Origin of the sequence: Trinickia fusca (genome assembly GCF_003628145.1) — a bacterium.
Lineage (GTDB): Bacteria > Pseudomonadota > Gammaproteobacteria > Burkholderiales > Burkholderiaceae > Trinickia > Trinickia fusca.
Map to the genome: position 1 here is coordinate 866,480 of NZ_RBZV01000001.1, position 24,505 is coordinate 890,984.

17 protein-coding genes and 1 tRNA gene are annotated in these 24,505 nt (G+C 66.0%); 8 read left to right on the top strand and 10 right to left on the bottom strand.

All coding sequences use genetic code 11. The features are described from left to right. Positions 1-80: 80 nt before the first annotated feature. The gene (gene purL / locus D7S89_RS03595; RefSeq protein WP_121275634.1) at positions 81-4,151 is read right to left on the bottom strand and encodes a phosphoribosylformylglycinamidine synthase; all 4,071 of its coding nucleotides are present in this window, start codon (positions 4,149-4,151) and stop codon (positions 81-83) included. A 341-nt stretch (positions 4,152-4,492) separates the two neighbouring features. Here purL and D7S89_RS03600 point away from each other — a divergent pair, with 341 nt between their 5' ends. The 3 genes from D7S89_RS03600 to pgi all read left to right on the top strand — a co-directional run bounded on the left by D7S89_RS03600 (position 4,493) and on the right by pgi (position 9,356). Then, positions 4,493-5,797: an FAD-dependent oxidoreductase gene (locus D7S89_RS03600; RefSeq protein ID WP_121276067.1), complete on the top strand. Its 1,305-nt coding sequence runs from the start codon at positions 4,493-4,495 to the stop codon at positions 5,795-5,797. Between the two features lie 197 nt (positions 5,798-5,994). Next, a complete protein-coding gene (locus tag D7S89_RS03605) occupies positions 5,995-7,569 on the top strand; it encodes an NAD(P)H-hydrate dehydratase (RefSeq protein ID WP_121275636.1) in 1,575 nt (524 codons plus the stop codon). 164 nt (positions 7,570-7,733) lie between these two features. After that, positions 7,734-9,356 carry a glucose-6-phosphate isomerase gene (gene pgi, locus D7S89_RS03610; RefSeq protein ID WP_121275637.1) on the top strand — a complete coding sequence of 541 codons (1,623 nt, stop codon included), beginning with the start codon at positions 7,734-7,736 and terminating at the stop codon, positions 9,354-9,356. A gap of 54 nt (positions 9,357-9,410) precedes the next feature. Here pgi and D7S89_RS03615 read toward each other — a convergent pair whose 3' ends face one another. Continuing rightward, a complete protein-coding gene (locus tag D7S89_RS03615) occupies positions 9,411-10,112 on the bottom strand; it encodes an ABC transporter ATP-binding protein (protein ID WP_121275639.1) in 702 nt (233 codons plus the stop codon). Between D7S89_RS03615 and D7S89_RS03620 the strand changes: the two genes are divergently transcribed. Then, complete coding sequence (locus D7S89_RS03620) at positions 10,111-10,812, top strand: arylesterase (protein ID WP_121275641.1); 702 nt, start codon at positions 10,111-10,113, stop codon at positions 10,810-10,812. The genes D7S89_RS03615 and D7S89_RS03620 overlap by 2 nt on opposite strands. 134 nt (positions 10,813-10,946) lie before the next feature. Here D7S89_RS03620 and D7S89_RS03625 read toward each other — a convergent pair whose 3' ends face one another. Further along, positions 10,947-12,878 (bottom strand): SurA N-terminal domain-containing protein, encoded by a 1,932-nt coding sequence (locus D7S89_RS03625; protein WP_121275643.1) that lies wholly within the window; start codon positions 12,876-12,878, stop codon positions 10,947-10,949. Positions 12,879-13,171: 293 nt separating this feature from the next. Between D7S89_RS03625 and phaZ the strand changes: the two genes are divergently transcribed. After that, positions 13,172-14,425: a polyhydroxyalkanoate depolymerase gene (gene phaZ, locus D7S89_RS03630; protein WP_121275644.1), complete on the top strand. Its 1,254-nt coding sequence runs from the start codon at positions 13,172-13,174 to the stop codon at positions 14,423-14,425. 49 nt (positions 14,426-14,474) lie between these two features. On the opposite strand, the gene D7S89_RS03635 is transcribed toward phaZ, so the two are convergent. Next, entirely contained in the window at positions 14,475-14,960 is a 486-nt protein-coding gene (locus D7S89_RS03635; RefSeq protein WP_121275646.1) for a universal stress protein, read from the bottom strand. 304 nt (positions 14,961-15,264) lie between these two features. Between D7S89_RS03635 and fnr the strand changes: the two genes are divergently transcribed. Then, positions 15,265-16,038, top strand: a complete 774-nt coding sequence (fnr, locus tag D7S89_RS03640; RefSeq protein ID WP_121275648.1) for a fumarate/nitrate reduction transcriptional regulator Fnr — start codon at positions 15,265-15,267, stop codon at positions 16,036-16,038. Between the two features lie 7 nt (positions 16,039-16,045). Here fnr and D7S89_RS03645 read toward each other — a convergent pair whose 3' ends face one another. Together D7S89_RS03645 and D7S89_RS03650 are read right to left on the bottom strand one after the other, a co-directional pair. Further along, positions 16,046-17,035, bottom strand: a complete 990-nt coding sequence (locus D7S89_RS03645) for a zinc-dependent alcohol dehydrogenase family protein (RefSeq protein WP_121275650.1) — start codon at positions 17,033-17,035, stop codon at positions 16,046-16,048. Positions 17,036-17,068: 33 nt separating this feature from the next. After that, positions 17,069-18,319 (bottom strand): MFS transporter, encoded by a 1,251-nt coding sequence (locus D7S89_RS03650; RefSeq protein WP_245982686.1) that lies wholly within the window; start codon positions 18,317-18,319, stop codon positions 17,069-17,071. Between the two features lie 111 nt (positions 18,320-18,430). Between D7S89_RS03650 and D7S89_RS03655 the strand changes: the two genes are divergently transcribed. Both D7S89_RS03655 and D7S89_RS03660 read left to right on the top strand, forming a co-directional pair. Then, entirely contained in the window at positions 18,431-19,309 is an 879-nt protein-coding gene (locus D7S89_RS03655) for a LysR family transcriptional regulator (RefSeq protein WP_121275651.1), read from the top strand. A 171-nt stretch (positions 19,310-19,480) separates the two neighbouring features. Further along, positions 19,481-20,545, top strand: coding sequence for a GGDEF domain-containing protein (locus tag D7S89_RS03660; RefSeq protein ID WP_121275653.1), 1,065 nt, complete (start codon positions 19,481-19,483; stop codon positions 20,543-20,545). 110 nt (positions 20,546-20,655) lie between these two features. On the opposite strand, the gene D7S89_RS03665 is transcribed toward D7S89_RS03660, so the two are convergent. The 4 genes from D7S89_RS03665 to lon all read right to left on the bottom strand — a co-directional run bounded on the left by D7S89_RS03665 (position 20,656) and on the right by lon (position 24,368). After that, positions 20,656-20,982, bottom strand: coding sequence for a DUF4148 domain-containing protein (locus tag D7S89_RS03665; RefSeq protein ID WP_121275655.1), 327 nt, complete (start codon positions 20,980-20,982; stop codon positions 20,656-20,658). A 324-nt stretch (positions 20,983-21,306) separates the two neighbouring features. Next, positions 21,307-21,382, bottom strand: a tRNA-Val gene (locus D7S89_RS03670). Between the two features lie 65 nt (positions 21,383-21,447). Further along, positions 21,448-21,720, bottom strand: a complete 273-nt coding sequence (locus tag D7S89_RS03675; RefSeq protein ID WP_121275656.1) for an HU family DNA-binding protein — start codon at positions 21,718-21,720, stop codon at positions 21,448-21,450. A 230-nt stretch (positions 21,721-21,950) separates the two neighbouring features. Further along, positions 21,951-24,368: an endopeptidase La gene (gene lon, locus D7S89_RS03680; RefSeq protein ID WP_121275658.1), complete on the bottom strand. Its 2,418-nt coding sequence runs from the start codon at positions 24,366-24,368 to the stop codon at positions 21,951-21,953. Between the last annotated feature and the right edge of the window lie 137 nt (positions 24,369-24,505).

A 24,505-nucleotide genomic window follows, 5' to 3' on the forward strand; every position in this document is an offset into this window, starting at 1 on the left:
CCTCAGTGGACTAAGCGAATACAAAGACCAGCCATCCATCGCAGGATAGCCGGCTTCATTGTACGTTGCCCCCTGCCCGTTTAGCCAAGCCAGCGGCGCGCGTTGCGGAACACGCGCATCCACGGGCTCGCTTCGCCCCAGCCTTCGGGGTGCCAGCTCATCTGCACCGTACGATGGACGCGCTCCATGTGCGGCATCAGCACCGTAAAGCGGCCGTCAGGCGTCGTGACCGACGTGATGCCCGCGGGCGAGCCGTTCGGGTTGAACGGGTAGCGCTCGGTGGCCTCGCCGCGGTGATCGACGTAGCGCATCGCAACCGTCGCGCGCGCCGCATCGCCCTGCTGCGAGAAGTCCGCGTAGCCTTCGCCGTGCGCAACCGCCACCGGAATGCGCGAGCCCGCCATGCCGGCGAAAAAGATCGATGGCGATTCCTCCACCTGCACGAGCGAGAAACGCGCCTCGAACTTCTCCGACTTGTTGCGCGTGAACTTCGGCCACGCTTCGGCGCCCGGAATCATCGACGCAAGGCTGCTGATCATCTGGCAGCCGTTACAGATGCCGAGCGCGAACGTGTCCGAACGGCCGAAGAATGCCGCGAACATGTCCGCAAGACGCGGATTGAAGCGGATCGTCTTGGCCCAGCCCTCGCCAGCGCCGAGCACGTCGCCATACGAGAAGCCGCCACACGCCACGGCGCCCGCGAAGTCGGCCAGCGTCGCGCGGCCCGAGAGCAGATCGCTCATGTGCACGTCGTACGCTTCGAAGCCGGCGCGGTCGAACGCGTAGGCCGTCTCGAGATGCGAGTTCACGCCCTGCTCGCGCAGGACTGCCACGCGCGGACGCGCACCCTTGCCAACGAACGGCGCCGCGATATCCTCGGCCGGATCGAACGTCAGATGCGGCGTAATGCCAGGGTCGTTCGCATCGAGCAGCGCATCGTGTTCGGCATCGGCGCACGCGGGATTGTCGCGCAGGCGCGAGATGCGCCAGCTCACTTCGCTCCAGGCGCGCTGCAAGTCGACACGCGGCGCGTCGTAGATCTTCTTCGCATCGCGGTAGATCTCGACGACGTCACGCTCGTTCGGCTTGCCGATCACATGCGAGCACGCGCCGAGACCCTGCTCGCGCAGTGCACCGAGCACCGCGTCACGCTCGCCCGCCCGCACCTGGACGACCGCGCCGAGCTCCTCGGTAAACAACGCGCGCAGCGTAAGGTCGTCGCGGCGGCCGCTCGTCTGCTTGGCCCAGTCCTTTGCATCGCCGTAGTCGAATTCGTGCGCTGCATCGAGCGCCAGCATGTCGACATTCAGCGAGACGCCCATATGGCCCGCGAACGCCATCTCGCAGACCGTCGCCCACAGGCCGCCGTCCGAGCGGTCGTGGTAGGCCAGCAGCTTGCCGTCGGCATTCAGTGCCTGGATGGCCGTGAAGAAGCGCTTGAGGTCTTCGGGATCGTCGACGTCGGGCACCGAGTCGCCGACCTGCTGCGTGACCTGCGCGAGAATGCTGCCGCCGAGGCGGTGTTTGCCGCGCCCCAGGTCGATCGCGATCAGCACCGTGTCGCCAACTTCAGCCGTGCTACGCAGTTGCGGCGTCAGATGACGACGCACATCCTCGACAGGCGCGAATGCCGAGATGATCAGCGAGACCGGGGCCACGACTTCCTTCGCCACGCCGCTTTCGTCCCACTTCGTCTTCATCGACAGCGAATCCTTGCCGACCGGGATGCTGATGCCGAGCGCCGGGCACAGCTCCATGCCGATCGCCTTCACGGTGTCGAACAGCGCCGCGTCTTCGCCGGCGCTGCCGCAGGCGGCCATCCAGTTGGCGGACAGCTTGAGCTTGTCGAGCGATGCGATCGGCGCGGCCGCGATGTTCGTGATGGCCTCGCCGACCGCCATACGACCCGACGCCGGCGCATCGATGACGGCCAGCGGTGCGCGCTCGGCCATCGTCATCGCTTCACCGCGGAAGCCTGCGTAATCGACGGCCGTGATGGCGCAGTCGGCCACGGGCACCTGCCACGGGCCGACCAGCTGGTCGCGCACCGAGGTGCCGCCGACCGAACGGTCACCGATCGTGATCAGGAACGACTTGCTCGCGACGGTCGGGTGCTTGAGCACAGCGACCGCGGCATCGCCCAGCGCGATGCCCGTCACGTCCACCGGCGTGCGCTCGCTGGCCACGCGCGTCACGTCGCGCTGCATGCGCGGCGGTTTGCCGAGCAGCACGTCCATCGGCATGTCGACGGGGTAAGCCTCGACGCCCTCGCCTTGGGCATCGATCAGTTGCAGCTGACGCTCCTGCGTCGCCACGCCGACCACGGCCAGCGGGCAGCGCTCACGCGCGCACATCGCCTCGAACGTCGGCAGATCGGCCGGCGCGATCGCGAGCACGTAGCGCTCCTGCGCCTCGTTCGACCAGATTTCGCGCGGTGACAGGCCGCTCTCCTCGAGCGCCACCTGGCGCAGCTCGAAGCGTGCGCCCTTGCCCGCACCGTCGACGAGCTCGGGGAACGCGTTGGACAAGCCGCCCGCGCCGACGTCGTGGATGCTGAGGATCGGGTTCTTGTCGCCGAGCTGCCAGCACGCGTTGATGACTTCCTGCGCGCGCCGTTCGATTTCAGGGTTGCCGCGCTGGACCGAATCGAAGTCGAGCTCGGCCGTGTTCGCGCCGGTCGCCATCGAGCTCGCGGCGCCGCCGCCCATGCCGATGCGCATGCCGGGGCCGCCGATCTGGATCAGCAGCGTGCCGGCCGGCAGATCGTGCTTGTGCGTGTGGTCATCGGAGATATTGCCGATGCCGCCCGCGATCATGATCGGCTTGTGATAGCCGCGCACCTGCCCGCCGACGTTTTGCTCGTAGACACGGAAGTAGCCGCCCAGATTGGGGCGGCCGAATTCGTTGTTGAACGCGGCGCCGCCGAGCGGGCCGTCGATCATGATCTGCAGCGGCGAGGCGATGCGGTCGGGGCGGCCGTAGGCGCCGTGCTGCTCGGCCGGATTGCGTTGCGTCGGCGGTTGCGCGGCATCGCGCGCCGTTTCCCACGACTCGATCGCGTCCGGCAGTTCGAGGTTCGAGACCGAGAAGCCCGTCAGCCCGGCCTTCGGACGCGCGCCGCGCCCGGTCGCGCCTTCGTCGCGGATTTCGCCGCCCGCGCCCGTCGCGGCGCCGGCGAACGGCGAGATCGCGGTCGGGTGGTTGTGCGTCTCGACCTTCATCAGCGTGTGCGTGAGCTCCTCGTGGCGGCCGTAGCGCTGATCGAGCGCGCCGTCGCCGGAGGCACCTGCCGGACGCGGGAACCAGCGCTCGGCCGTCCCGCCCGCCATGATCGCCGAGTTGTCGGAATAGGCGACGATCGTGCCTTGCGAGTTCAGCTTCTCGGTGTTCTTGATCATCTGGAACAGCGAGAGGTCCTGCGCCTGCCCGTCGATCGTCCACTGCGCGTTGAAGATCTTGTGACGGCAGTGTTCGCTGTTGGCCTGCGCGAACATCATGAGTTCGACATCGCTCGGATTGCGGCCGAGCTTCGTGAACGCGTCGACGAGGTAGTCGATCTCGTCGTCGGCCAGCGCCAGGCCCAGCTCCGTGTTCGCCTGCTCGAGCGCGCCGCGGCCTGCGGCCAGCACGTCGACGGTCGCAAGCGGCTTGGCCGGCAGCTCGTCGAACAGATGCAGCGCGGCATCGCGAGACGGGGCCACGCTTTCGGTCATGCGATCGTGCAGTGCCGCCACGACAGCCTCGCGCGCCTCGTCGGACAGCGCCTTCTTGCCGCCGAACAGCGCGCTCTTGAGCGTGATCGTGTATTCGATGCCGCGCTCGATGCGGCGCACATGCGTGAGGTTGCAATGATGCGCGATGTCGGTCGCCTTGCTGGCCCACGGCGATACGGTGCCGAAACGCGGCACCACGAGGAACGTCTCGGTCACCCCGCGCTCGCTGTCCGCCTCGAACGGCGAACCGTAGTGCATGAGCGCCTCGATACGGGCGTTGTCCTCAGCCGACAGCGGCGTGAGCGCATTGACGAAGTGCAGATATTGCCCGCGCACGCCGACGATGTTGCCGTCGATGCGCGACAGCGTTTCGAGCAGACGGGTTTGACGGAAATCGGACAGCGCCGAAGCACCAGGGAAACACGAGAAGTGGGCCATTGGAAGGACGTAGGCGTCGATGTGTCGCCGATGCGCGAAACGTCACTCGCATGCAGACGACGTGAGGCGAAAGGAAGACCGAGATTATACCCGGAAGTCGCCTCCTAATATGCCGGACAGCGGTCTTGCCGCACCGAACCGCCGTTCGAGAAGCGGATGAACAGGCATGTTTGTGCGCTATCATGAGCGGTTTGTTCCTCGGCGCGTTATTCCCGCGCGGGCGCGCGCATCCGGCATCCGGTCGCCTGCGCGCCCCTGCGCTTGCGTCCGCCTGGCCCGCAACCGGTGCCGCGTTTGTCGCTGCACGGCCGCGCGCCGCGGCAGCCACGTATCAGTCACTCATGGATGTCATCGTCATAGGCGGCGGAATCGTCGGCGTCGCCACCGCATACCAGTTGCACGCCGCCGGTCATCGCGTGTGCGTACTCGAGCGCCACGCGACCGTCGCGCAGGGCGCCACGTATGGCCACGGCGGCGCCATGCTGCCGACGCCGCTCGACGTCTGGTTCGGCCCCACCTTCATGAAGAACCGGCGCGCGCCGCGGGCCGGTGTCGTCTACAAGCCGGGCTGGTACAACTCGAACGTGCGCAGCTTCGTACGACGGCTTAGCCGCCTTCAGCCCGCCGAGGCGTTCGCCGAGCATTACCGGCGCGTCAAGCCGCTCGTCGACGTCGCGCGCGAGGCCAGCACGGCGATCGAGAGCCGCTTTGCGCTCGAGTTCGAGCAACGCAGCGGTGTACTGCACGTCGTCCGTCATGATCGCGACTGGGAGCAGGTGCAAAGCGCGCTCGAGTTGCTGCGCGAATTCGAAATCCAACACCATGTGCTCAGCGCGACGGAATGCGCCGACATCGAGCACTCGGTGCCGGCCGAGCCTGGTTTTGCCGGCGGCGTGCTGTTCGAGCAGGAGCGCACCGGCAACTGCCCTCTTTTTACGAAACTCGTCAAACAGACGCTCGATACGCTCGGCGGCGTCGAGTTCATGTTCGGCCGCGCCGTCGAGGCGATTCGCGTCGACAACCAGCGGGCCGCCGTCGAGCTCGCGCCGCGCGAAGGCGAGCGGGCGAACGCACGTGAAGTCGACGTGATCTCGGCCGACGCGATCGTCGTCGCGGCAGGCGCCGGCAGTCTGCCGCTGCTCGAGCGGCTCGGCCTGCGGCTGCCGCTGCATCCGGCGCGGCTGTTCGCGCTGACCGCACCGATCGCCTACGAGGAATGCGCGCCGCACCTGGCCGTCGTCGATACCGTCAAGCGCATCACGATGGCACGGGCCAACCAGCGCGTGCGCATCGCCGGCGCTGCCGTGCTCCAGTCCGAAAGCGAGAGCGCCAAGCCCGTCGCCACGCCGCTCGCCGAAGCCGCCACGGCATTGCTCGCTCAGGCCACTCACGACTGGATCCCCGGCGCCGCGAAGATCTCGGCCGCGCACGCGTGGGAAGGCGTCAAGCTGCTGTCGCCGGACGGCCTGCCCGTCGTCGGGCAAGCGCTGCACCCGCGGCTGTTCGTCAACTTCGGCCATGGCCCTGCCGGATGGGGGCTCGCGTGCGGGTCTGCTAAAGTGGTCGCCGATCTCGTCTCCGGCGTGACGCCGAGCGTGCCGCCCGATACGCTCGCGGCCCTGCGCCCCGATCGCTTCGAACACTGACGCGCATTGGCCTGGCTCGCTCGCGGGCCGCCCGCACCGCGCGGCAAGCCCGCCGCTGCTGGCCCGGTGAGCGGCAGCGCCGCCATGCGCTATGCCGTACGCACGCCCTGCAAGCGTGCCTTACGGCCGGAGACGTCAACGCCTAAGCTCATAAGAGTTCATCCAGTCGAACGTTGCGTTGCCGCCTACCGCTTGCCATGACCGATGCCGCTGCCGTTTCCCACCCGCTGCTCGTGACGCCTCACGAGCAGCCGTTGCCGCTTTACACGGTCGCGCAGTTGCGCGCGCTCGAAGCGCACGGCGCCTTGCACCTGCCAGCCCATACGTTGATGGCGCGGGCCGGAGCCGCCGCGGCACGCTGCCTCGCCGAGCTCGCGGCACACGACGGCTCGCTTGCGGCGGGGCGGCCGGTCTGGCTCGCGGCCGGCCCCGGCAATAACGGAGGCGATGCGCTCGTCGTCGCCGTCGAATTGCGCGCGCTGGGCATACCGGTCGACGTCTGCATGCCGCTCGAAGTCAAGCCTGACGATGCGCGCTGGGCGCTGGGCGCCGCACGCGCAGCGGGCATTCCGATCTCGCATGTGCCGCCCGCTTCGTTCGACGCGTATGGCTGGCTTGTCGATGGGCTGTTCGGCATCGGACTGGCCCGGCCGCTCGAGGGCGTGTTCGCCGCGCTCGCCGAGCGCATCGCCCAGCATGCGCGTGCACACGGCCGGGTACTCGCACTCGACGTGCCGAGCGGACTCGACAGCGACACCGGCAACCTTGTCGGCAACGGCACGGCCGTATGCGCGACGCACACGGTCACGTTCCTCGGCGCCAAGCCCGGTCTTTACATGACACACGGACGTGACCTCGCAGGCGCCGTCACGATCGCCCCGCTCGGCATCGATGCGCCCGCCGATCCGGCGCTGGCCCGGCTCAACGCGCCGGCGCTCTTCACCCGCTCCTTCCCGGCACGCGCGTTTGCCTCGCATAAGGGGACGTTCGGCAGCCTGGCTGTCGTCGGCGGCGACACAGGCATGTGTGGAGCGCCCATCCTCGCGGCGCGTGCAGCGCTGCACGCCGGAGCCGGCAAGGTGCACGTCGCCTTCATCGGAGCCGGTGCGCCGCCTTACGACCCGCCTTATCCCGAACTGATGCTGCATCCGGCCGGCACGCTGCCGCTCGGCACGATGAATGCGCTCGCGATCGGCTGCGGCATGGGGCGCGGCAAGCACGCGGCCGAAGTGCTCGCGAACGCGGCGACGCTCGAGGTGCCGATGCTCGTCGATGCCGACGCGCTCAATCTGCTCGCGCACGACACCGCGCTTGCCGACCTGCTGGTCAAGCGTGGTGCCGCCCGTCATGCCTGTGTGCTGACGCCGCACCCACTCGAAGCGGCAAGACTGCTCGGCAGCGATGCCACAGCGGTGCAGCGCGACCGGCTGGCGGCCGCGCGCGCGCTGGCCCAGCGCTTTGGCTGCGTGGTCGTGCTCAAGGGTGCCGGTACCGTCATCGCGGCCGCCGATGGCCGACTGGCCGTCAATCCGACCGGCAACGCCGCACTGGCCGCGGGCGGCACCGGCGATGTGCTGGGCGGCATCGTCGGCGCGCTGCTCGCGCAGCGGCTGCCGGCTTATGAAGCAGCGCTTGCGGGCGTCTATCTGCATGGGCTCGCGGCCGACACGCTGACGCACAGCGGCGCCGGCCCCGCGGGCCTGACGGCCGGCGAGCTCGCTACGGCCGTGCGCGCGGCGCTCAATCGCCTCGCCTATCCGAATCGCGGGTAAGCCGAGCCCGCCCCGCCCCATGCAAATCGATGCTGCGGGCCAGCACGCAACGCCGCTATACTGACCGACCGCACCGCCACATGAAGTTTTGCCTCCATCTCGCGGTGCAACCAGGCTCGCGACACGCGAGCCCCGTGCGAGCCCCCATCGTTTGACGGACAGCTATGACGACGAAATCGCTTTCCTCCTGGTCCGCGCTCAGTGCGCATTACGAAGACATCCGCGATGCGCGCTTGCGCGACTGGTTCGCCGGCGAGCAAGGCAATGAAAGCCGCGCCGAGCGATTCACGCTCGAAGGCGGCGGCCTCGTCGCCGATTTCTCGAAGAATCGCATCACCGACGAAACGTTGCGGCTGCTCGTTGCGCTCGCGCGCGAAACGGGCGTGGAGGCACGCCGCGACGCGATGTTCGCCGGCGAGATCGTGAACCCGACCGAGAAACGCGCCGCCTTGCACACTGCGCTGCGCGCCACGAGCCCTGCGGCGCCGTTCCACGCGCAAGTGTCGGCCGAACGCGCACGCATGGCGGCGTTCGCCGATGCCGTGCGCAGCGGCAGCTGGACCGGCTATACGGGCAAGCGCATCCGCCACATCGTGAACATCGGCATCGGCGGCTCGGACCTCGGGCCGAAGATGGTCGTGCATGCGCTCGCGCACCTCGCCCATCCGCAGATCTCGAGCTACTTCGTCTCGAACGTCGATGGCGCCGACCTCGCGCGCGTGCTCGAGCGCATCGATCCTGAAGAGACGCTCGCGATCGTCGTCTCCAAGACCTTCACGACGCTCGAGACGATGACGAACGCTCGCTCGCTGCGCGACTGGCTCGTGCAACAGGGCTGCCCCGAAAACGCGCTCGCCAAGCACTTCGTCGGCGTGTCGGCGAACCCGGCCGAAGTCGTGAAGTTCGGCATCGCGCAAGAAAACGTGTTCGAAATGTGGGATTGGGTCGGCGGGCGCTACTCGCTCTGGTCGGCCGTGGGCCTGTCGATCATGCTCGCCGTCGGTCCTGAGCATTTCGATGCGCTGCTCGCGGGTGCGCACGACATGGATCAGCATTTCCGCAGTGCCCCGCTCGAGCGCAATCTGCCCGTATTGATGGGCCTCATCGGCATCTGGTACCGCAACTTCTTCGACTCGCAGAGCTACCTCGTCGCGCCGTATTCGGAAGCGCTGCATTTCCTGCCCTCGTATCTGCAACAGCTCGAGATGGAAAGCAACGGCAAGTCGGCACGCCTGGACGGCGCCTTCGTCGACTATCCGACCTCGGCCGTGACGTGGGGCGAACCCGGCACCAACGGCCAGCACGCGTTCTTCCAGATGCTGCACCAGGGGCCGACGATCGTGCCGATCGACTTCATCGCCGTCCTCACGCCTGAGCATCCGCTCGCCAGCCATCATCCGAAGCTGCTCGCGAACTGCTTCGCGCAAAGCGAAGCGTTGATGCTCGGCCGCACCGTGGAGGAAGCGACCCAAGTGGCAGGCCCCGACAAGCCCGAGCTCGTGCCGCACCTGGTGTTCCCAGGCAACCGTCCGTCCACGACGTTGTTGCTCGATGCATTGACGGCGCGTTCGCTCGGCGCATTGATCGCGCTTTACGAGCACAAAGTGCTCGTGCAGGCGGCCGTGTGGAACATCAATCCGTTCGACCAATGGGGCGTCGAGCTCGGCAAGATCCTCGGCAAGGTGGTCGAAGCCGATCTGACTGCGCCCGCGTTCGAGGCGAGCAAGCACGACTCGTCGACCTCGGCGCTGATCGCGCGGGCGCGCCGCGCCCTCGGTTCGCGCTGACGGCACGGCAGGCAGCCCCGGCCCGGCAGGCGGGGCGCCGTGCCAGGGCCAGTGCTAGTGGTTATTGGCGTGAACCACCCGCCCCGCGTCGATCGTGATGCTGCGCGTGCAGCGCTGAGCAAGCTCGATATCATGCGTCACGAGCACGAGCGTCGCCCCATGCGCGGCATTCATCTTGAACATCAAGTCGATGATGGCGTGGCCCGTGGCGGCGTCGAGGCTGCCCGTGGGCTCGTCGGCGAACAGGATGTCAGGCTGCGTGGCAAATGCTCGCGCGAGCGCGACGCGCTGCTGCTCGCCGCCTGAGAGCAGCTTCGGATAGTGTCCCATGCGTGCGCCGAGCCCGACCTGCTCCAGCAGCGCACGCGAGCGCGCAATCGCCTCGTGTGCGGCAATCGAACCCTGCAGCTCGAGCGGCAACCGCACATTCTCGAGCGCAGTCAGATGCGGCATCAACTGAAAGGATTGGAAAACGAAGCCGATCGAGCCGTTGCGCAAACGCGCCCGCTCATCTTCGCTCAGCGTCGCGAGATCTTGCCCGAATAGCCGAACCGAGCCCGATGTCGCATTGTCCAAGCCCGCGAGCAAACCGAGCAACGTCGATTTGCCTGAACCCGATGCGCCGACGATGGCCACGCTGCTGCCCCGCATGATGTCGAAATCGACGCCTTCGAGTATCGTCAACTCACCGGTTGCATCCTTCACCCTCTTGCACAAACTCCGCACTTCAATGATCGGATCAGGTTTTTTTTGCATGAAGAAGCGTCGCTTGAAAGTGGGCTCGGCGACAAACCGCCTGCATCGTGCCCGTCGTGCATGGCTGGCCGCGGCCGTCGCCGCCATGGCGGCCTGGCCGCTCAGCGCGCCGCTTGCCGCTCGTGCGAACGAGCAGGCCAAACCCGTGATCGTCGTGCTCGGCGACAGCATCTCGGCCGAATACGGCCTGCCGCGCGATACGGGCTGGGTGGCGCTGCTGCGTCGGCGCCTCGCCGATGGGCGGTTCGATTATAGCGTCGCCAATGCGAGCATCAGCGGCGACACGACGAGCGGCGGCCGAGCCCGTCTGCCCGAGCTGATGGCGCGCTTGAAGCCCTCGATCGTGATCGTCGAGCTCGGCGCCAACGACGCGCTGCGCGGCGTGCCGCTCACGACGACGCAAGACAACCTGCGCACGATCGTCGAACAGGCGCAGCAAGGCCATGCGAAGGTCGTGCTCGTCGGCATGTACGTGCCGCCCAACTACGGGCCGGCCTACACGCAGCAGTTTCACGCGCTGTACGGCACGCTCGCGAAGCAGCTCAACGTGAAGCTCGTGCCGTTCCTGCTGGCCGGTATCGAGAACAAGCCCGAGATGTTCCAGGCCGATCAGATGCATCCGACGCAACAGGCCCAGCCGACATTGCTCGAGAACGTCTGGCCCGTCCTGCAACCGCTGTTGCGTCATCCCGGACGCTGAGCGCGCCGATCGCGGTTGAATCGCGCTGTTGAATCGATAAGACATCGATAAAACAAAGGCCCCGCATCGGATCGATGCGGGGCCTTCGTTTCGTCAGGCGAGGCCTATCGGCCGCGGCTGACTCACTTACTGCATCACTGCGCGTCGGCAGATGACGAGTCGACCGAGCCGTACAGCTTGACCTTCGAGCGTGCGCGCAGCGCGTCGTCGTAGGCCTCCATTTCAGCCTGCCCGCTCATTTGCGCGATCTGCCGCTGTGCGGCCGTCAGGCGCGCGGCGTCGACGGGCGCGCCTTGCACGATGGCATTGACGCGATAGATGGCGTAGCCGCCTGCCCCGAGGTCGACACCGACGTAAGCCGGCAGCTTGCTGCGGTCGGCCTTGAAGATCGCGCTGACCGCGGCCGGCGCAAGGCCCACCGCATCGGCACGCGCGACCTTCTGCTCGGCACCGAAGCCTGCGGTGGCCTTCGACTTTTGCAGTTGCGCGAGCTTCGCTTCACCGTCCTTGCGTGCGAGTTCGGTCGACTGTTCAGCGATGTACTTGTTGCGTACGGCATCCTTGATCGACGCGAGCGACGGAATCGTCGCTGCCTTGTAGTCGGTCACGTGCGCCGAAATCAGCGTGCTGTTGCCGACGTCGATGGCCTGCGTGTTGTTGCGATCCTTGACCGAGTCGTTGGCGAAGACGGCCGTCAGGAATTTCGGATTGTTCAGCGGACTGTCAGGCGGCAACGCCGGGTTCGGCTGCTGCGTGACCGTGGCCGTCTGAATCGTCAGCTTGTACTTGTCGGCTGCCGGCTTCAGCGCTTTGGCCTGCTCGTAGACGGTCGTCGTGAAGCCCTCGGCCGCGTCGCTGAAAGCCTTGGTCGCCAGCGTCGTCTTCAGGTCCTTCTCGATCTGAGCCTTGACCTCGTCGAACGGCTTCGTGACCGGCAGCTTGACGTCGGTTGCCTTGATGATGTGATAGCCGAACGCCGAGCGCACGAGGCCGCTCACTTCATCCTTCTTCAGCGCGAACGCCGCATCGTCGAACGACTTGTCACCCGTCAGCACACCGCCCGTCGAGTAGCCGAGGTCGCCGCCCTTGGACGCCGAGCCCGGGTCCTGCGATTCCTTTTGGGCGATCTGCACGAATTGATCGGGGTGCGCCTTCACCTCGGCCAGCACCTGCTCGGCCTTCGTCTTGGCCTTGGCATCGTCGGCGGGACTGCCCGACTTGGGCGCGGCGATCAGGATCTGGCTCACGCGCACTTCGCGCTGCGTCGTGTAATGCGCGACGTTTTCGTCGTAGTACTTCTTCGCATCGGCATCGGTCGGCTCCACCGTCGCCGCAATCGCGGCCGGCGACAGCACGAGGTACTGGATCGTCGCCGTGGCCGGCGTGGCGAAGTCGTTGCGGTGCGCGTCGTAGTAAGCCGTCAATTGCGCATCGGTCGGCTGCACCTTGGCCGCGTAATCGCTCACATGCAGCACGAGCGGCTGCACGGTGCGCTGCTCTTCGGCCACCTCAGCCAGACGCTCGGCCAGGCTCTTGGGCGTGAACGCGCTCGAGCCGATGCTCTCGGGAATCTGCTGCATCGCGAGGCCATAGCGTACGCGCTCGTCGTACTGCTCGGGCGTCATGCCCTGCATGGCGAGCAGCTGCTTGTAGCGCTCGACGTCGACGGACCCGTCCGGCTTCTTCAGCGACGAGATCACAGGGTCGGCCAGCAGCGCGCGGCGCACGGCATCGTCGGAGGCTGTCAGGTGTTCGCGCTGCACCTCGTCGGCCAGCGCGCGCTGGCGAACCAGGTTGTCGAGCAGCTCGTGCCGGCGCTCAGGCGTATCGAAGAGCTTGGCATCGTAGCGCGCGCCCAGGATCTGCCGCGCCTGATCGAGTTGCTGACGCACGGCGTTATCGAATTCGGCGCGCGCAATCTTATGTCCGTTGACGCTCGCGACATTCGCGCTTTCGTCAAAGAACCCGCGAAAACCCTGAATACCGACGAAACCCAGCCCCGGCACGATGACGAGGACGAGCATGAACATCATCAGGCGTTTGTGGTTACGAAAGAAATCGAGCATGCGTGACCGGTTACGTTGGACAAAAACGCCCAATAGTACAACAGGTGTCCGCCACCACGGCAAAACCTGCGATGCCTTTGACGAGCCGCGCCTGTTTCACGGGGTTGCCAGCGGGGACACGCGCTCTGCACAATTGCACAATGGATGATCGGCTTGTGCCCGCGCGATACCGCCGTGCGCTCAGCACACGGTACGCGACACGCGCGGGCATGGCCGGGACGCCGGCGCCCCGCGCGCCGGTCCCTCCAACGCTTGCGGCACCGTGAAGCGCGCGGCGCACGCGGGAGAGGCGCATGCTGTACGACTGGCTTGAAGCGCAACGTGCCCTGCTGCGCTCGATCGATACCTGGGCAAACCTCGCCTCGAACGCGTGGGGCAGTAACGCGAGCAAGGACCCGATGTTGCCGCCGGGCTGCGACTGGCTGCGTCGCATTTTCCAATCTACACCCGAGCCGCCGCCATTCGACATTCCTTTCGTCACGATCGACGCTGAGCAGGTGGCCGTCGAGGAATCGGTCGTGGAGCAAGCGCCCTTTTGCGCGCTACGGCGCTTTGCGCGCGTGAGCGCGCCGCAGAGCCCCTCGTGTGCGGCAGGCACGGGCATCCTGCTGTGCACGCCGCTGGCCGGGCATCATGCCGTGATGCTGCGCGAGACCGTTCAAACGCTGCTGGCCGACGCCGACGTCTACGTGACCGACTGGGCCAACGCGCGCGACGTGCCCTGTGCTGCCGGCACCTTCGGTCTCGACGAGTACGTCATGACGATCGAACGCTTCATCCGCCGGCTCGCGAGCGATGGCCTGCATGTGGTCGCCGTATGTCAGGCGACGGTGCCGAGCCTCGCAGCGGCTGCGCTCGTCGCCGACGCCGGTGGCGCCGCGCCCGCGAGCCTTACCTTGATGGGCGGCCCGATCGACACGCGCCTGAGTCCCACTTTGCTCGATCGACTGGCCGTCAGCCACCGGATCGAATGGTTTCGCGACACGGTCATCGACACGGTGCCGGCCGGCTATGCGGGTGTAGGCCGCCGCATCTATCCGGGCCATCTACAGCACGCGGCGATCGTTGCCGCGCATCCCCATCGGCAGTTCGCGCTCGAGGCCCGCCATTGGAAGAGTCGCGTAGCCGGCGACGATGCCGAGCGCGATGCGAGCCAACGCGCCTTGAACGAGTACTCGGCCGTGCTCGACATGGACGAGACCTACTTTCTCGACACGTTGCGCGTGATCTTCCAGGAACAGCGGCTCGCGCGCGGCACGTGGCTCGTAGCCGGCCGCCGCGTGCAGCCGCAAGTGCTGACCGAGACAGCGCTTTGCACGGTCGAGGGCGATCACGACGACATCACGGGCGCGGGCCAGACCCATGCCGCGCACGCGCTGTGCAGCGGCATCCCCGATGCGCTGCGCACGCGCATGACGGTCGCGCAATGCGATCACTATGACCTGTTCACGGGCCCGCGCTGGCGCGAGCAGATCCATCCGGCGCTCGGGCGCTTCTGGCGCGCGCTGGCCGAAAGACGCAGTCAGGTTGCCAATACGAATACGTAGCCAACTGATCCGCGGCATTGCCGCCGAGCCGCGGATCAAGGCGGCTGCGTCAGTGGCCGCTACCGCCGCCCTTGCCCGCCTCTTCGCCCGCCTGGTGACGCACGAGCAGCACCGGAATCGACGTCGCGCGCAGCAGCGACTCGGCCACACTGCCGAGCAGCACGCGCCGCACACCGTGACGGCCATGCGTGCCCATCACGATCAGATCGGGCTCGTATTCGTCGGCCACGCGCGCGAGGACCGACGCAACCGGTTCGCCGTAAGCATCGACCGCGCGCGTCGTGCCGGCCACGCCGGACGCCGCGAAGCATGCCTTGGCCTCCTCGAGCGCCTCTGTCGCCGCGTCGACCGCGGCCGCATCGGCGCCTCCGCCAGGCGCATAGACCGCCCCAACGTCGACGAGCTGCGCCACGTGCTCGACGACGCACACCGCGAAGACCTCCGCCTTGGACGCCTGGGCGATCTTCACCGCCTCGTCGAGCGCAAGACGCGCTCCGCGGCTGCCGTCCACCGCCGCGAGAATCCGCTTGTACATGAGAAACCTCCCGGGCCACGCGCCCGTTGCATAGATGCCGCTTTCACCGAGTGTGCAACGCGCGTGGGCGGGCCGTGTTGACGGGCGTCAAGGCAGTGGGCTGTTCGATGCCCGCCGCTCGAGCCGTCGATTAAGTAACCGCCTATGTGCCTTGTAGGACAAACCTGACAAACCTTCGCTAAGCCCTACCCCAACTTCAACCCTCGCCGATAGGCGTGGACGACATCAACATCGATACTTCAAAGCACAGACAGTCAACGAGCGACGCGTGTTTGGCGGCGCCACCAATAAGCGGAGGCCCCTCATGTTCACGGAAACCGACTGCGCAGACGAGCACTGCGCACTCAGCCCGCCACAGGCGGCCTACCAATCCCGGCCGGCCAAAGCGTCGCGTACGCAGGTGCGCTGCTCGTCGTGTTCGATGCGCTCCGCGTGCATGCCGTCCGGTTTCAGCGCCCCCGACCTGACGCGTTTCGACGCCATCGTGAGCGCCACGCGGCTCGTCAAGCGCGGCGATGCGCTGTATCGCACCAACGACCCGTTCCAGAGCATCTACGCCGTGCGCGCCGGTTCGTTCAAGACCGTCGTCATGCATCGCGACGGCCGCGAGCAGGTCATCGGGTTCCATCTGGCCGGCGAAGTGCTGGGCCTCGACGGCGTCTACACCGAGCATCACAGCAGCGACGCCATCGCGCTCGAGGACAGCAGCGTTTGCATCATTCCTTACGTACTGCTCGAGCAAATGTGTGCCGAATCGAAGGCGTTGCAACAGCAAGTGCTGCGGACGATGAGCGGCGAGATCGTGCGCGAATCGTCGCTGATGATGCTGCTCGGCACGATGAGCGCCGAACAGCGCGTCGCCAATTTCCTGCTCAATCTGTCGAGCCGCATGCAGGCGCGCGGTTACTCGCCGAACGAATTCAACCTGCGCATGACGCGCGAGGAGATGGGCAACTACCTCGGCATGAAGCTCGAGACGGTCAGCCGCATGTTCTCGAAGTTCCAGCGCGACGGCCTCGTGCAGACGCGCGGCAAGCAAATCCGGATCGTCGACATCGAAGCGCTCGAACGCGTCTGAGGGTGTATCACGCCGTCATCGTCAGCACGGCTGCCCCAGCGAGCCGTCCCGCGCGCAGATCGCCGAGCGCGCGGTTCGCCTCGGTGAACGGATAGACCGTCGTTTCGATCTCGAGCGGCACGACCTGTGCGATGCGCATGAACGCCTGACCATCCTTGCGCGTGAGGTTTGCGACCGACGCGATGCGCCGCTCGCCCCACAGCGCCGCATACGGAAACGATGGGATGTCGCTCATATGAATGCCGCCGCAGACGACGATACCGCCCTTGGCCAGCGCCGCGAGCGCCGTCGGCACGAGTGCGCCGACCGGCGCGAAGATCAGCGCCGCGTCGAGGCTGGCCGGGCTCGGTTCGTCGCTGCCGCCGGCCCAATGCGCCCCCAGACGTCGCGCGAGCTGCTGCGCGGACGTATCGCCAGGACGCGTGAAAGCATAGACCGTGCGCCCTTGATGGAGCGCGATCTGCGCGACGATGTGCGCCGCGGCGCCGAACCCGTAAAGGCCGATGCGCTCGGCGTCGCCGGCCATGACGAGCGTACGCAGGCCGATGAGCCCGGCACATAGCAGCGGCGCCGCCTGGACGTCGCTGTAGCGCGTCGGCAAAGGCAGGCAGTAACGGGCGTCGGCTACCGTGCGTTCGCCGTAGCCGCCGTCGATCGTATAGCCGGTGAAACCCGGCGCGTCGCAGAGATTTTCGTGCCCGCTCGCGCAGAAGCGGCAATGGCCGCAGGTATGACCGAGCCACGGCACGCCCACGCGCTCACCGCGCACGAAGCCGCTCACCCCTTCGCCAAGCGCCGCGACGGTGCCGACGATCTCGTGTCCCGGCACGAGCGGCACCTTCGGATGCGCGAGCTCGCCATCGACGACATGCAGATCGGTGCGGCACACGCCGCAGGCGTGCACGTCGATGAGAATCTGCCCTGGAGCCGGCGCAGGATCGGGCAATTCGCGCTCGGTCAGGACCGCCGAGCGTCCGTCGAACACCATGGCGCGCATGATTGCCCTCCGTCGCTGATCGACCCATCCATTTCAGCGCAATTCGCCTGCCACGTGTTGATCCGCCTCAAGGCGTCGCCGCATGACCCGCTGCGCGCCGATTCCGAGCACAACGAGCGCCCCACACGCCGCGGCCACGCCGACGCCGGCGAGCCCCTGCCAGCCGTAGCGGCCCGCCGCTACCGCGCCCAGCGACGAACCACAGGCCCCACCCGCGAAATAGCAGCTCATGAACACCGTGTTGAGCCGACTGCGTGCGGCCGAAGCAATCGTCAGCAGGCGCGACTGATTGGCGACCAGCGACGCGCGACTACCAAAATCGAGCACGACGATGCCGGCCAGCAGCCACGCGAGATGAAACGCCGCCCCGGCGATCAGGGCGAATGCGCACGCCACGGCAAGCGCGCCCGCTGCAACGACGCGGCGCCCGCCATAGCGATCCGTCCACTTGCCGATCGTGGGCGAGGCCAGCATGCCGAGCAGACTGAAGAGGCCGAACAGACCGGCCACGTCACTGCCGTAGCGATATGGTGGTCGGGCGAGCAGAAAGGCGAGCGAGCCCCACAACGCACTGAACGCCGCGAACAGCAGAAAACCCGACGCGCAGGCCTCGCGCAGCAGCGGTTCGTTGCGCACCAGCCGGGCCATCGAACGGATCAGCTGGCCATAGGGCAACGTCTCGGGCCCAGCCTGGTGTGCCATGTGAGGCTGCGTCGCCGGCAACGTCGCGCGCACGATCAGCAGCAGTATCACCTCGAGTGCGACGGCCAGTCCGTACATGGGGCGCCACCCCGCATGCGCGCCGACGATGCCCGCAACGAGCCGTGCGAACAGCTGCCCTGCGAACAGCCCGCTCATGAGGCTGCCGACGGCCTTGCCGCGCTGCTGCACCGGCACGAGTCCCGAGACCGTCGGGATGATGATTTGCGCCGTGATGGCGGTGAGCCCGATCGCGACGCTGGCTGCCAGCAACACGGCAAAGTTCGGCGCACTCGCGCACAACAGCAGGCTCGCGATATTGGCGAGGACGAGCATGCCGATGAGCCGGCGCGGCTCCATGCGGTCGCCGAGTGGGCCGAACAGCACGAGCCCGCACGCGTAGCCGATCTGTGTGCACATGGCGATCACGCCGAGCGAGCTGCCTGCATGCCCGAAGCTCGCGCCGATCAACGCCAGCATGGGCTGGTTGTAATAGAGATTTGCGACGGCCACGCCGCACGCGCAAGCGAGCCATACCGTCTGGCTCACGCTCGGCGCACGCAGGGCGTCGGCTTGGGCGGACACGCTCAATGGGTTCTCCTTTTCATTCAGAACGATGCCCGCATCATAGGGATGACGCGCGCGTAGCAGAACGGCCTGCCCATGCCAAATGGCTTTGCGTAAAATGCAACGACAATGAACCTGATCCGTTACGCCGAAAACCTGAGCGTGTTCGTTGCGGTCGCCCGTGCCCGCAGTTTCTCGGCCGTGGCACGCCAAAGCGGCGTTGCGCCGTCGTCGGTCGTGCGCCAGATCGACACGCTCGAAGCCGAACTGGGCACGCCGCTCTTTTTGCGCTCGACGCGCGGCTTGCTGCTGACCGACGCCGGCGAGACGCTGCTGCCGCGCGCGGCCGACATTCTGGCGGCCCTCGTCGACACGCGCGCCGAAATCGCCGCGCTCGGCGACGAGCCGCAGGGTCTGTTGCGGATCGCGTGCCTGCCGACGTTCGGGCGGCGCCATATCCTGCCGTGGCTACCGGCGTTGCTGGCCGAGCATCCGCGGCTGCAAGTCGAATTCGATTTCACCGAGCGCCTGACCGATCCCGTGCAGGAACGTATGGATGCGGTCGTGCGCATCGGCGAACTCCAGGATAGCTCGCTGTACGCCACGCGTATCGGCACGCAGCGGCGCGGCGTCTATGCGAGCCCGGCCTACCTGACGCGCCGCGGTTGCCCCGCCGGGCTCGACCAGCTGGCGGGCCACGACGTGCTCGACAAATGCCATAGCGGAGCCGGGTGGCCGGCCCCGCCTGCGCACGAGGGTCGCGTCGTGCTGCGCTGCGACGATTACGAAGCGCTGCGGCAAGCGGCGCTCGGCGGGCTTGGCCTCGCACTGCTGCCGAGCTGGGTAGTCAGCGATGCCCTCGCGTGCGGCACCCTCGTCAAGGTCTTCGACGATCCCTTCCGTACCGAGGAGGCAATCCACGTGCTGCGTGCGCTGCCGCGCGCCAGCGCGAAGGTAGGCGTGTTCACTGAGCACCTGCGGGCGGCGATGCAGCTCATCTCGGCGTAAGGCGGAGCGGCGCGTTTGTGTTTGTAGCGCCTCATACCACGTGACAAGCGTGCGACGCGAGCACGATACGACCCTCACTATCGATTGCTTCGGATGCCTAAATCCGAGCCGGCGCGCTGCCGTTAAACAGGCGTGGGTAGCTTTGCGCCGCCCCGCGCACTTCGTCAGGCCATGATCGACTCACACGCTGCTTCGCCACCTGCCGCGGTATCCGCCGCACCGGACCGTGTCCGCCTCGACTGCGCCGATGACACTCGCTCCCTGCATTGGCTAGAGGATCGCGGCGCCCTTGCGTACAGCCTGTTCGAACACGCACCTGTCTCGCTGTGGCTCGAAGACTTTCGCCAGATCAAGGCGCGCTTCGACGCACTACGTGCAGAAGGCGTAACCGATCTGAGGGCTTTCGTCACTGAGCATCCCGAGTTCGTCGCGCAGAGCCTCGCCGACATCGTCGTGCTCGACGTCAATCGCGAAACGCTCGACATGCTGAACGCCCCCGATAAAGCGACGTTGCTCGCCAGCCTGCCGCAGACGCTCGGACATGGCGTGGCGCCGTCGTTTCTCGCTCAGTTGCTGGATCTGTGGGACGGACGGCTGTTCCAGCAGCGCGACGCCGTGCATTACTCGCTGGACGGCACGCCGGTGTCCGTGCAATTGCAGCTATCCGTGCTGCCCGGTCATGAACCGCATTGGGACCTCGTGTTGCTCGCGTTGACCGACGTCACCGCACGCGACAAGGCACAAGCGCAGTTGGAGCATCTGAGTCAGCACGACGCCCTTACTCGATTGAGCAATCGCGCGTTCTACTTCGACGAGTTGCACCGGCTCGAATGCGAAGGACCGTTCCCGCTCAGTGTGATCCTGCTGGACGTCGACGATTTGCGGCACCTGAACGACTATCTTGGCCCCGCTGCCGGCGACGCGCTGCTCTGCCGCGCCGGCGAGGTCCTGGGCGATGCCGTGCATGGGCCGGGGCTCGCCGCACGCATCGGCGGCGACGAGTTCGCGGTGCTGTTGCCGGGCGCCGACGAGCGCGAGGCGCAGACAGTGCTCGAGGAAATCGCCCGGTATTTGTCGCTCGCCAATGCACGCTACGCACGACCGACACTGGCGTTCGCGATCGGCACCGCGACGGCCCATACGCGCAAACGACTCAAGGAAGCGTTGCGCGTCGCGCAGCAGCGCATGACACAGGACCAGCAGCGCCACCGCGAAGCGCGAGCCCTGCATCGCTGATGCGAGGCGACAGCGCACACAAAAAAGCCCAGGTCGTTCATGACCTGGGCAAGACCACCGGGTGTCCAGCGGGTTGGAGCGCTTCGCGCTGTGGCGCCTCGCGTAATTAATTAGTTATGCTGATAAATAGGCGGAGAATAAGAGCTGACTACGCCTTCGGTACGTTGTCCCGACTGCGACATCCCTTCGACGCTGGTCCCATAGCCGCTCGTATCGGCCGGTGCCGCGGCCTGCTGTTGCGCGGAAATGCGCTTTAACGCGGCCTGTGCGTTGTCGGGATAGTGCATCCAGTCCGACGGGTTATAGCCGGCTTGTTCCATGCGAATGAGGTCTTGACGCACTTGCTCACGCGTCAGCGGCTGATTCGACTGGGCGAACGTGACAACGGGAGCGGCAAGCGCAACGGTCAGGGCAACAGCGTTGATGAGCGACTTCATGATTGAACCTCCAGATCACTTCCTGTTACGGGGCTGCAACCACGTTTGTGTGCAGCTGGTATGGGCAGTCTAGGAGGCTCGGCCAAGCCGATAAATAGTCGAATTCAGAATTCACTGATACCCCTGTGCGAACAATGCTGCAGCTGCAGCAATGACGCGGGCGGCGCCTGGCACGGCCTGTGTTCGTGGTGGCGAGACTGGGTACGAGGTGATCGATTCGCGACGGACAACAAAAAACCCGCATGGCCATCAGCGATGCGGGTTCTTTGATGATTGCGCCGAAACAGGTTCAAGCGCGCGAGCAGCATGCGAAACGGAAAAATCTGGTGGGTGCTGAGAGGCTCGAACTCCCGACCTACGCCTTGTAAGGGCGCCGCTCTACCAACTGAGCTAAGCACCCGTCCGCGTGCTGCTACGACTGACCGATCAATTGTTCGCTAGAAAAATCATCAGTCAGCGAGCCCGCTAGTTTAACGCATCTTTTAGCGCTTTGCCAGGTTTAAATTTCGGAACCTTCGCCGCCTTGATCTTGATCGCCGCACCCGTTCGCGGGTTACGGCCCGTGCGAGCCGTCCGCTTGCCGACCACGAACGTGCCGAAACCGACCAACGTCACCGAACCGCCCTTTTTCAGCGTGCCTTTGACGCCGCCAATCAGCGCATCGAGTGCGCGCCCTGCCGCGGCTTTGGATAGATCCGCTTGTTCTGCGATGTGGTCGATCAATTCCGTCTTGTTCATCCAGGCCCCCGAGAATGAATTGTTGGGCAATCGTGAAAGCGCTTCAAAGCGCCGGATATTAAGCACAGCACCACGCTGAGCCCGCTCATTTAATGTGGCCGAAACCCTTGTGTCAAGCGGGGTTGCGCCGGATGTGCCCCCCTGCGGAGCCTTGCGCGCCCATTAAAAAACCCGCGGCTGCAACGCAAGCCGCGGGTTTTCGTTTCGGTCGAGCTTTGACCAGGAGACGGTCAGTGCTTGACGACCTCGTTGGCCGTCGCATCCTTGGCCTGATCGGCCACCGGTGCAGCCTTCGGCTCTTCTTCGGCAAGCGGCTCCGGCACACGCTCGAGCGCGAGTTCGAGGACCTTGTCGATCCAGCGGACCGGCACGATCTCGATCGCGTTCTTGACGTTGTCGGGGATCTCGGCCAGATCCTTGACGTTTTCCTCAGGGATCAGCACGAGCTTGATGCCGCCGCGATGCGCGGCCAGCAGCTTCTCCTTGAGGCCGCCGATCGGCAATACCTCACCGCGCAGCGTGATCTCGCCCGTCATCGCCACATCGGCGCGCACGGGGATGCCCGTCAGCACCGAGACGAGCGCCGTCGTCATCGCGATACCGGCCGACGGACCGTCCTTCGGCGTCGCGCCTTCCGGCACGTGGATGTGGATGTCCTGCTTCTCGAACGCCTCATCTTTGACGCCGAGGCGCCGCGAGCGCGAACGCACCACCGAGCGTGCCGCTTCGACGGACTCCTTCATCACGTCGCCGAGCGAGCCCGTGCGGATGACGTTGCCCTTGCCCGGCATCACGGCCGCTTCGATCGTCAGCAGATCGCCGCCGACTTCGGTCCATGCGAGCCCCGTGACCTGGCCGGTCTGGTTTTCCTTGGCAGCCAGGCCGAAGTCGTACTTGCGCACGCCGAGGAACGTATCGAGATTGCCGCCGTCTACCTTGACCGCACCTTCAGCCTTCTTCAGCAGCAGCATCTTCACGACCTTGCGGCAGATCTTCGAGACTTCACGCTCGAGCGAACGCACGCCGGCTTCGCGCGTGTAGTAGCGAATGATGTCGCGGATCGCCTGCTCGGTGACCTCGACCTCGCCATCGCGCAAGCCGTTGTTCTTCTTCTGCTTCGGCAGCAGGTAACGCTGCGCGATGCTGACCTTTTCGTCCTCGGTGTAGCCCGACAGACGGATGACTTCCATCCGGTCGAGCAGCGGGGGCGGAATATTCAGCGAGTTCGACGTCGCCACGAACATCACGTCCGACAGGTCGAAATCGACCTCGACGTAGTGGTCGGCAAACGTGTGGTTCTGTTCCGGGTCCAGCACCTCGAGCAGCGCCGAGGAAGGATCGCCGCGGAAATCCATGCCCATCTTGTCGACTTCGTCGAGCAGGAAGAGCGGATTGCGCACGCCGACCTTCGTGAGGCTCTGCAGGATCTTGCCCGGCATCGAACCGATGTACGTGCGGCGGTGGCCACGGATCTCGGCCTCGTCACGCACGCCACCCAGCGCCATGCGCACGAACTTGCGGTTCGTTGCGCGCGCAATCGACTGACCCAGCGAGGTCTTGCCCACGCCCGGAGGCCCGACGAGGCACAGGATCGGCGCCTTGACCTTGTCGACGCGCTGTTGCACCGCGAGGTACTCGAGAATGCGTTCCTTGACCTTCTCGAGCCCGAAGTGGTCTTCGTCGAGCACGCGCTCGGCGTTCGACAGGTCGTTGTTGACCTTGCTCTTCTTGCGCCACGGCAGGCCGATCAGCGTGTCGATGTAGTTGCGCACGACCGTCGCCTCGGCCGACATCGGCGACATCAGCTTGAGCTTCTTGAGTTCGGAATCGGCCTTCTTCTTGGCTTCCTTCGGCATGCGGGCCGCCTCGATGCGCTTTTCGAGCTCTTCGAGATCCGCCCCTTCTTCACCTTCGCCGAGTTCCTTCTGGATCGCCTTGACTTGCTCGTTCAGGTAGTACTCGCGCTGGCTCTTCTCCATCTGGCGCTTGACGCGGCCACGGATGCGCTTTTCGACCTGCAGGATGTCGATTTCGGCTTCAAGCTGCGCGAGCAGGTGCTCGAGGCGCTCCACAACCGGGAACATCTCGAGGATATGCTGCTTCTGATCGAGCTTGAGCGGCAGATGCGCGGCGATCGTATCGGCCAGGCGCCCTGCCTCGTCGATGCCCGCCAGCGAGGTCAGGATCTCGGGCGGGATCTTCTTGTTCAGCTTCACGTACTGATCGAACTGCGACACGATCGCACGGCGCAGCGCCTCGGTTTCGGCGCTATCGGCGTGGTCGGGCTCGAGCGGCATGACATCGCACGAGAACTGCGTTTCCTGCTCTTCGATCGTGAGCGTCTTCGCGCGCTGCAGGCCCTCGACGAGCACCTTCACGGTGCCGTCCGGCAGCTTCAGCATTTGCAGGATGTTGGCGATACACCCTACTTCGTACATATCCTTTTCAGTCGGCTCGTCCTTGGCGGCTGTCTTTTGCGCGACGAGCATGATGTGCTTGCCGCCCTCCATCGCCACTTCGAGCGCCTTGATCGACTTCGGCCGGCCCACGAACAGCGGGATTACCATATGCGGGAAAACGACTACGTCTCGCAGAGGCAGGAGTGGGAGCGTAGTGCGCTCCGAAGGGAGGAGTTGGGTTCCTGACATTTCATTTCCCCATGAGTGGAATCAGATCGTTCGGTAGTTGAGGCCCGCTGAACGAATTGCAAGCCTTCGCGTGTGGGAAAAAGTTTGGTGCAGCTAGGAAGCAGTCAGTGGTACCCACAAGATAAACGAAAAAAGCC

Coding starts and splice junctions, on each gene's coding strand:
- phaZ (WP_121275644.1), top strand. CDS start 13,172: ATGCTGTACGACTGGCTTGAAGCGCAACGTGCCCTGCTGCGCTCGATC.
- D7S89_RS03600 (WP_121276067.1), top strand. CDS start 4,493: ATGGATGTCATCGTCATAGGCGGCGGAATCGTCGGCGTCGCCACCGCA.
- D7S89_RS03615 (WP_121275639.1), bottom strand. CDS start 10,112: ATGCAAAAAAAACCTGATCCGATCATTGAAGTGCGGAGTTTGTGCAAG.
- pgi (WP_121275637.1), top strand. CDS start 7,734: ATGACGACGAAATCGCTTTCCTCCTGGTCCGCGCTCAGTGCGCATTAC.
- D7S89_RS03635 (WP_121275646.1), bottom strand. CDS start 14,960: ATGTACAAGCGGATTCTCGCGGCGGTGGACGGCAGCCGCGGAGCGCGT.
- D7S89_RS03665 (WP_121275655.1), bottom strand. CDS start 20,982: ATGAAGTCGCTCATCAACGCTGTTGCCCTGACCGTTGCGCTTGCCGCT.
- lon (WP_121275658.1), bottom strand. CDS start 24,368: ATGTCAGGAACCCAACTCCTCCCTTCGGAGCGCACTACGCTCCCACTC.
- D7S89_RS03645 (WP_121275650.1), bottom strand. CDS start 17,035: ATGCGCGCCATGGTGTTCGACGGACGCTCGGCGGTCCTGACCGAGCGC.
- D7S89_RS03655 (WP_121275651.1), top strand. CDS start 18,431: ATGAACCTGATCCGTTACGCCGAAAACCTGAGCGTGTTCGTTGCGGTC.
- D7S89_RS03620 (WP_121275641.1), top strand. CDS start 10,111: ATGAAGAAGCGTCGCTTGAAAGTGGGCTCGGCGACAAACCGCCTGCAT.
- D7S89_RS03625 (WP_121275643.1), bottom strand. CDS start 12,878: ATGCTCGATTTCTTTCGTAACCACAAACGCCTGATGATGTTCATGCTC.
- fnr (WP_121275648.1), top strand. CDS start 15,265: ATGTTCACGGAAACCGACTGCGCAGACGAGCACTGCGCACTCAGCCCG.
- D7S89_RS03660 (WP_121275653.1), top strand. CDS start 19,481: ATGATCGACTCACACGCTGCTTCGCCACCTGCCGCGGTATCCGCCGCA.
- D7S89_RS03605 (WP_121275636.1), top strand. CDS start 5,995: ATGACCGATGCCGCTGCCGTTTCCCACCCGCTGCTCGTGACGCCTCAC.
- purL (WP_121275634.1), bottom strand. CDS start 4,151: ATGGCCCACTTCTCGTGTTTCCCTGGTGCTTCGGCGCTGTCCGATTTC.
- D7S89_RS03675 (WP_121275656.1), bottom strand. CDS start 21,720: ATGAACAAGACGGAATTGATCGACCACATCGCAGAACAAGCGGATCTA.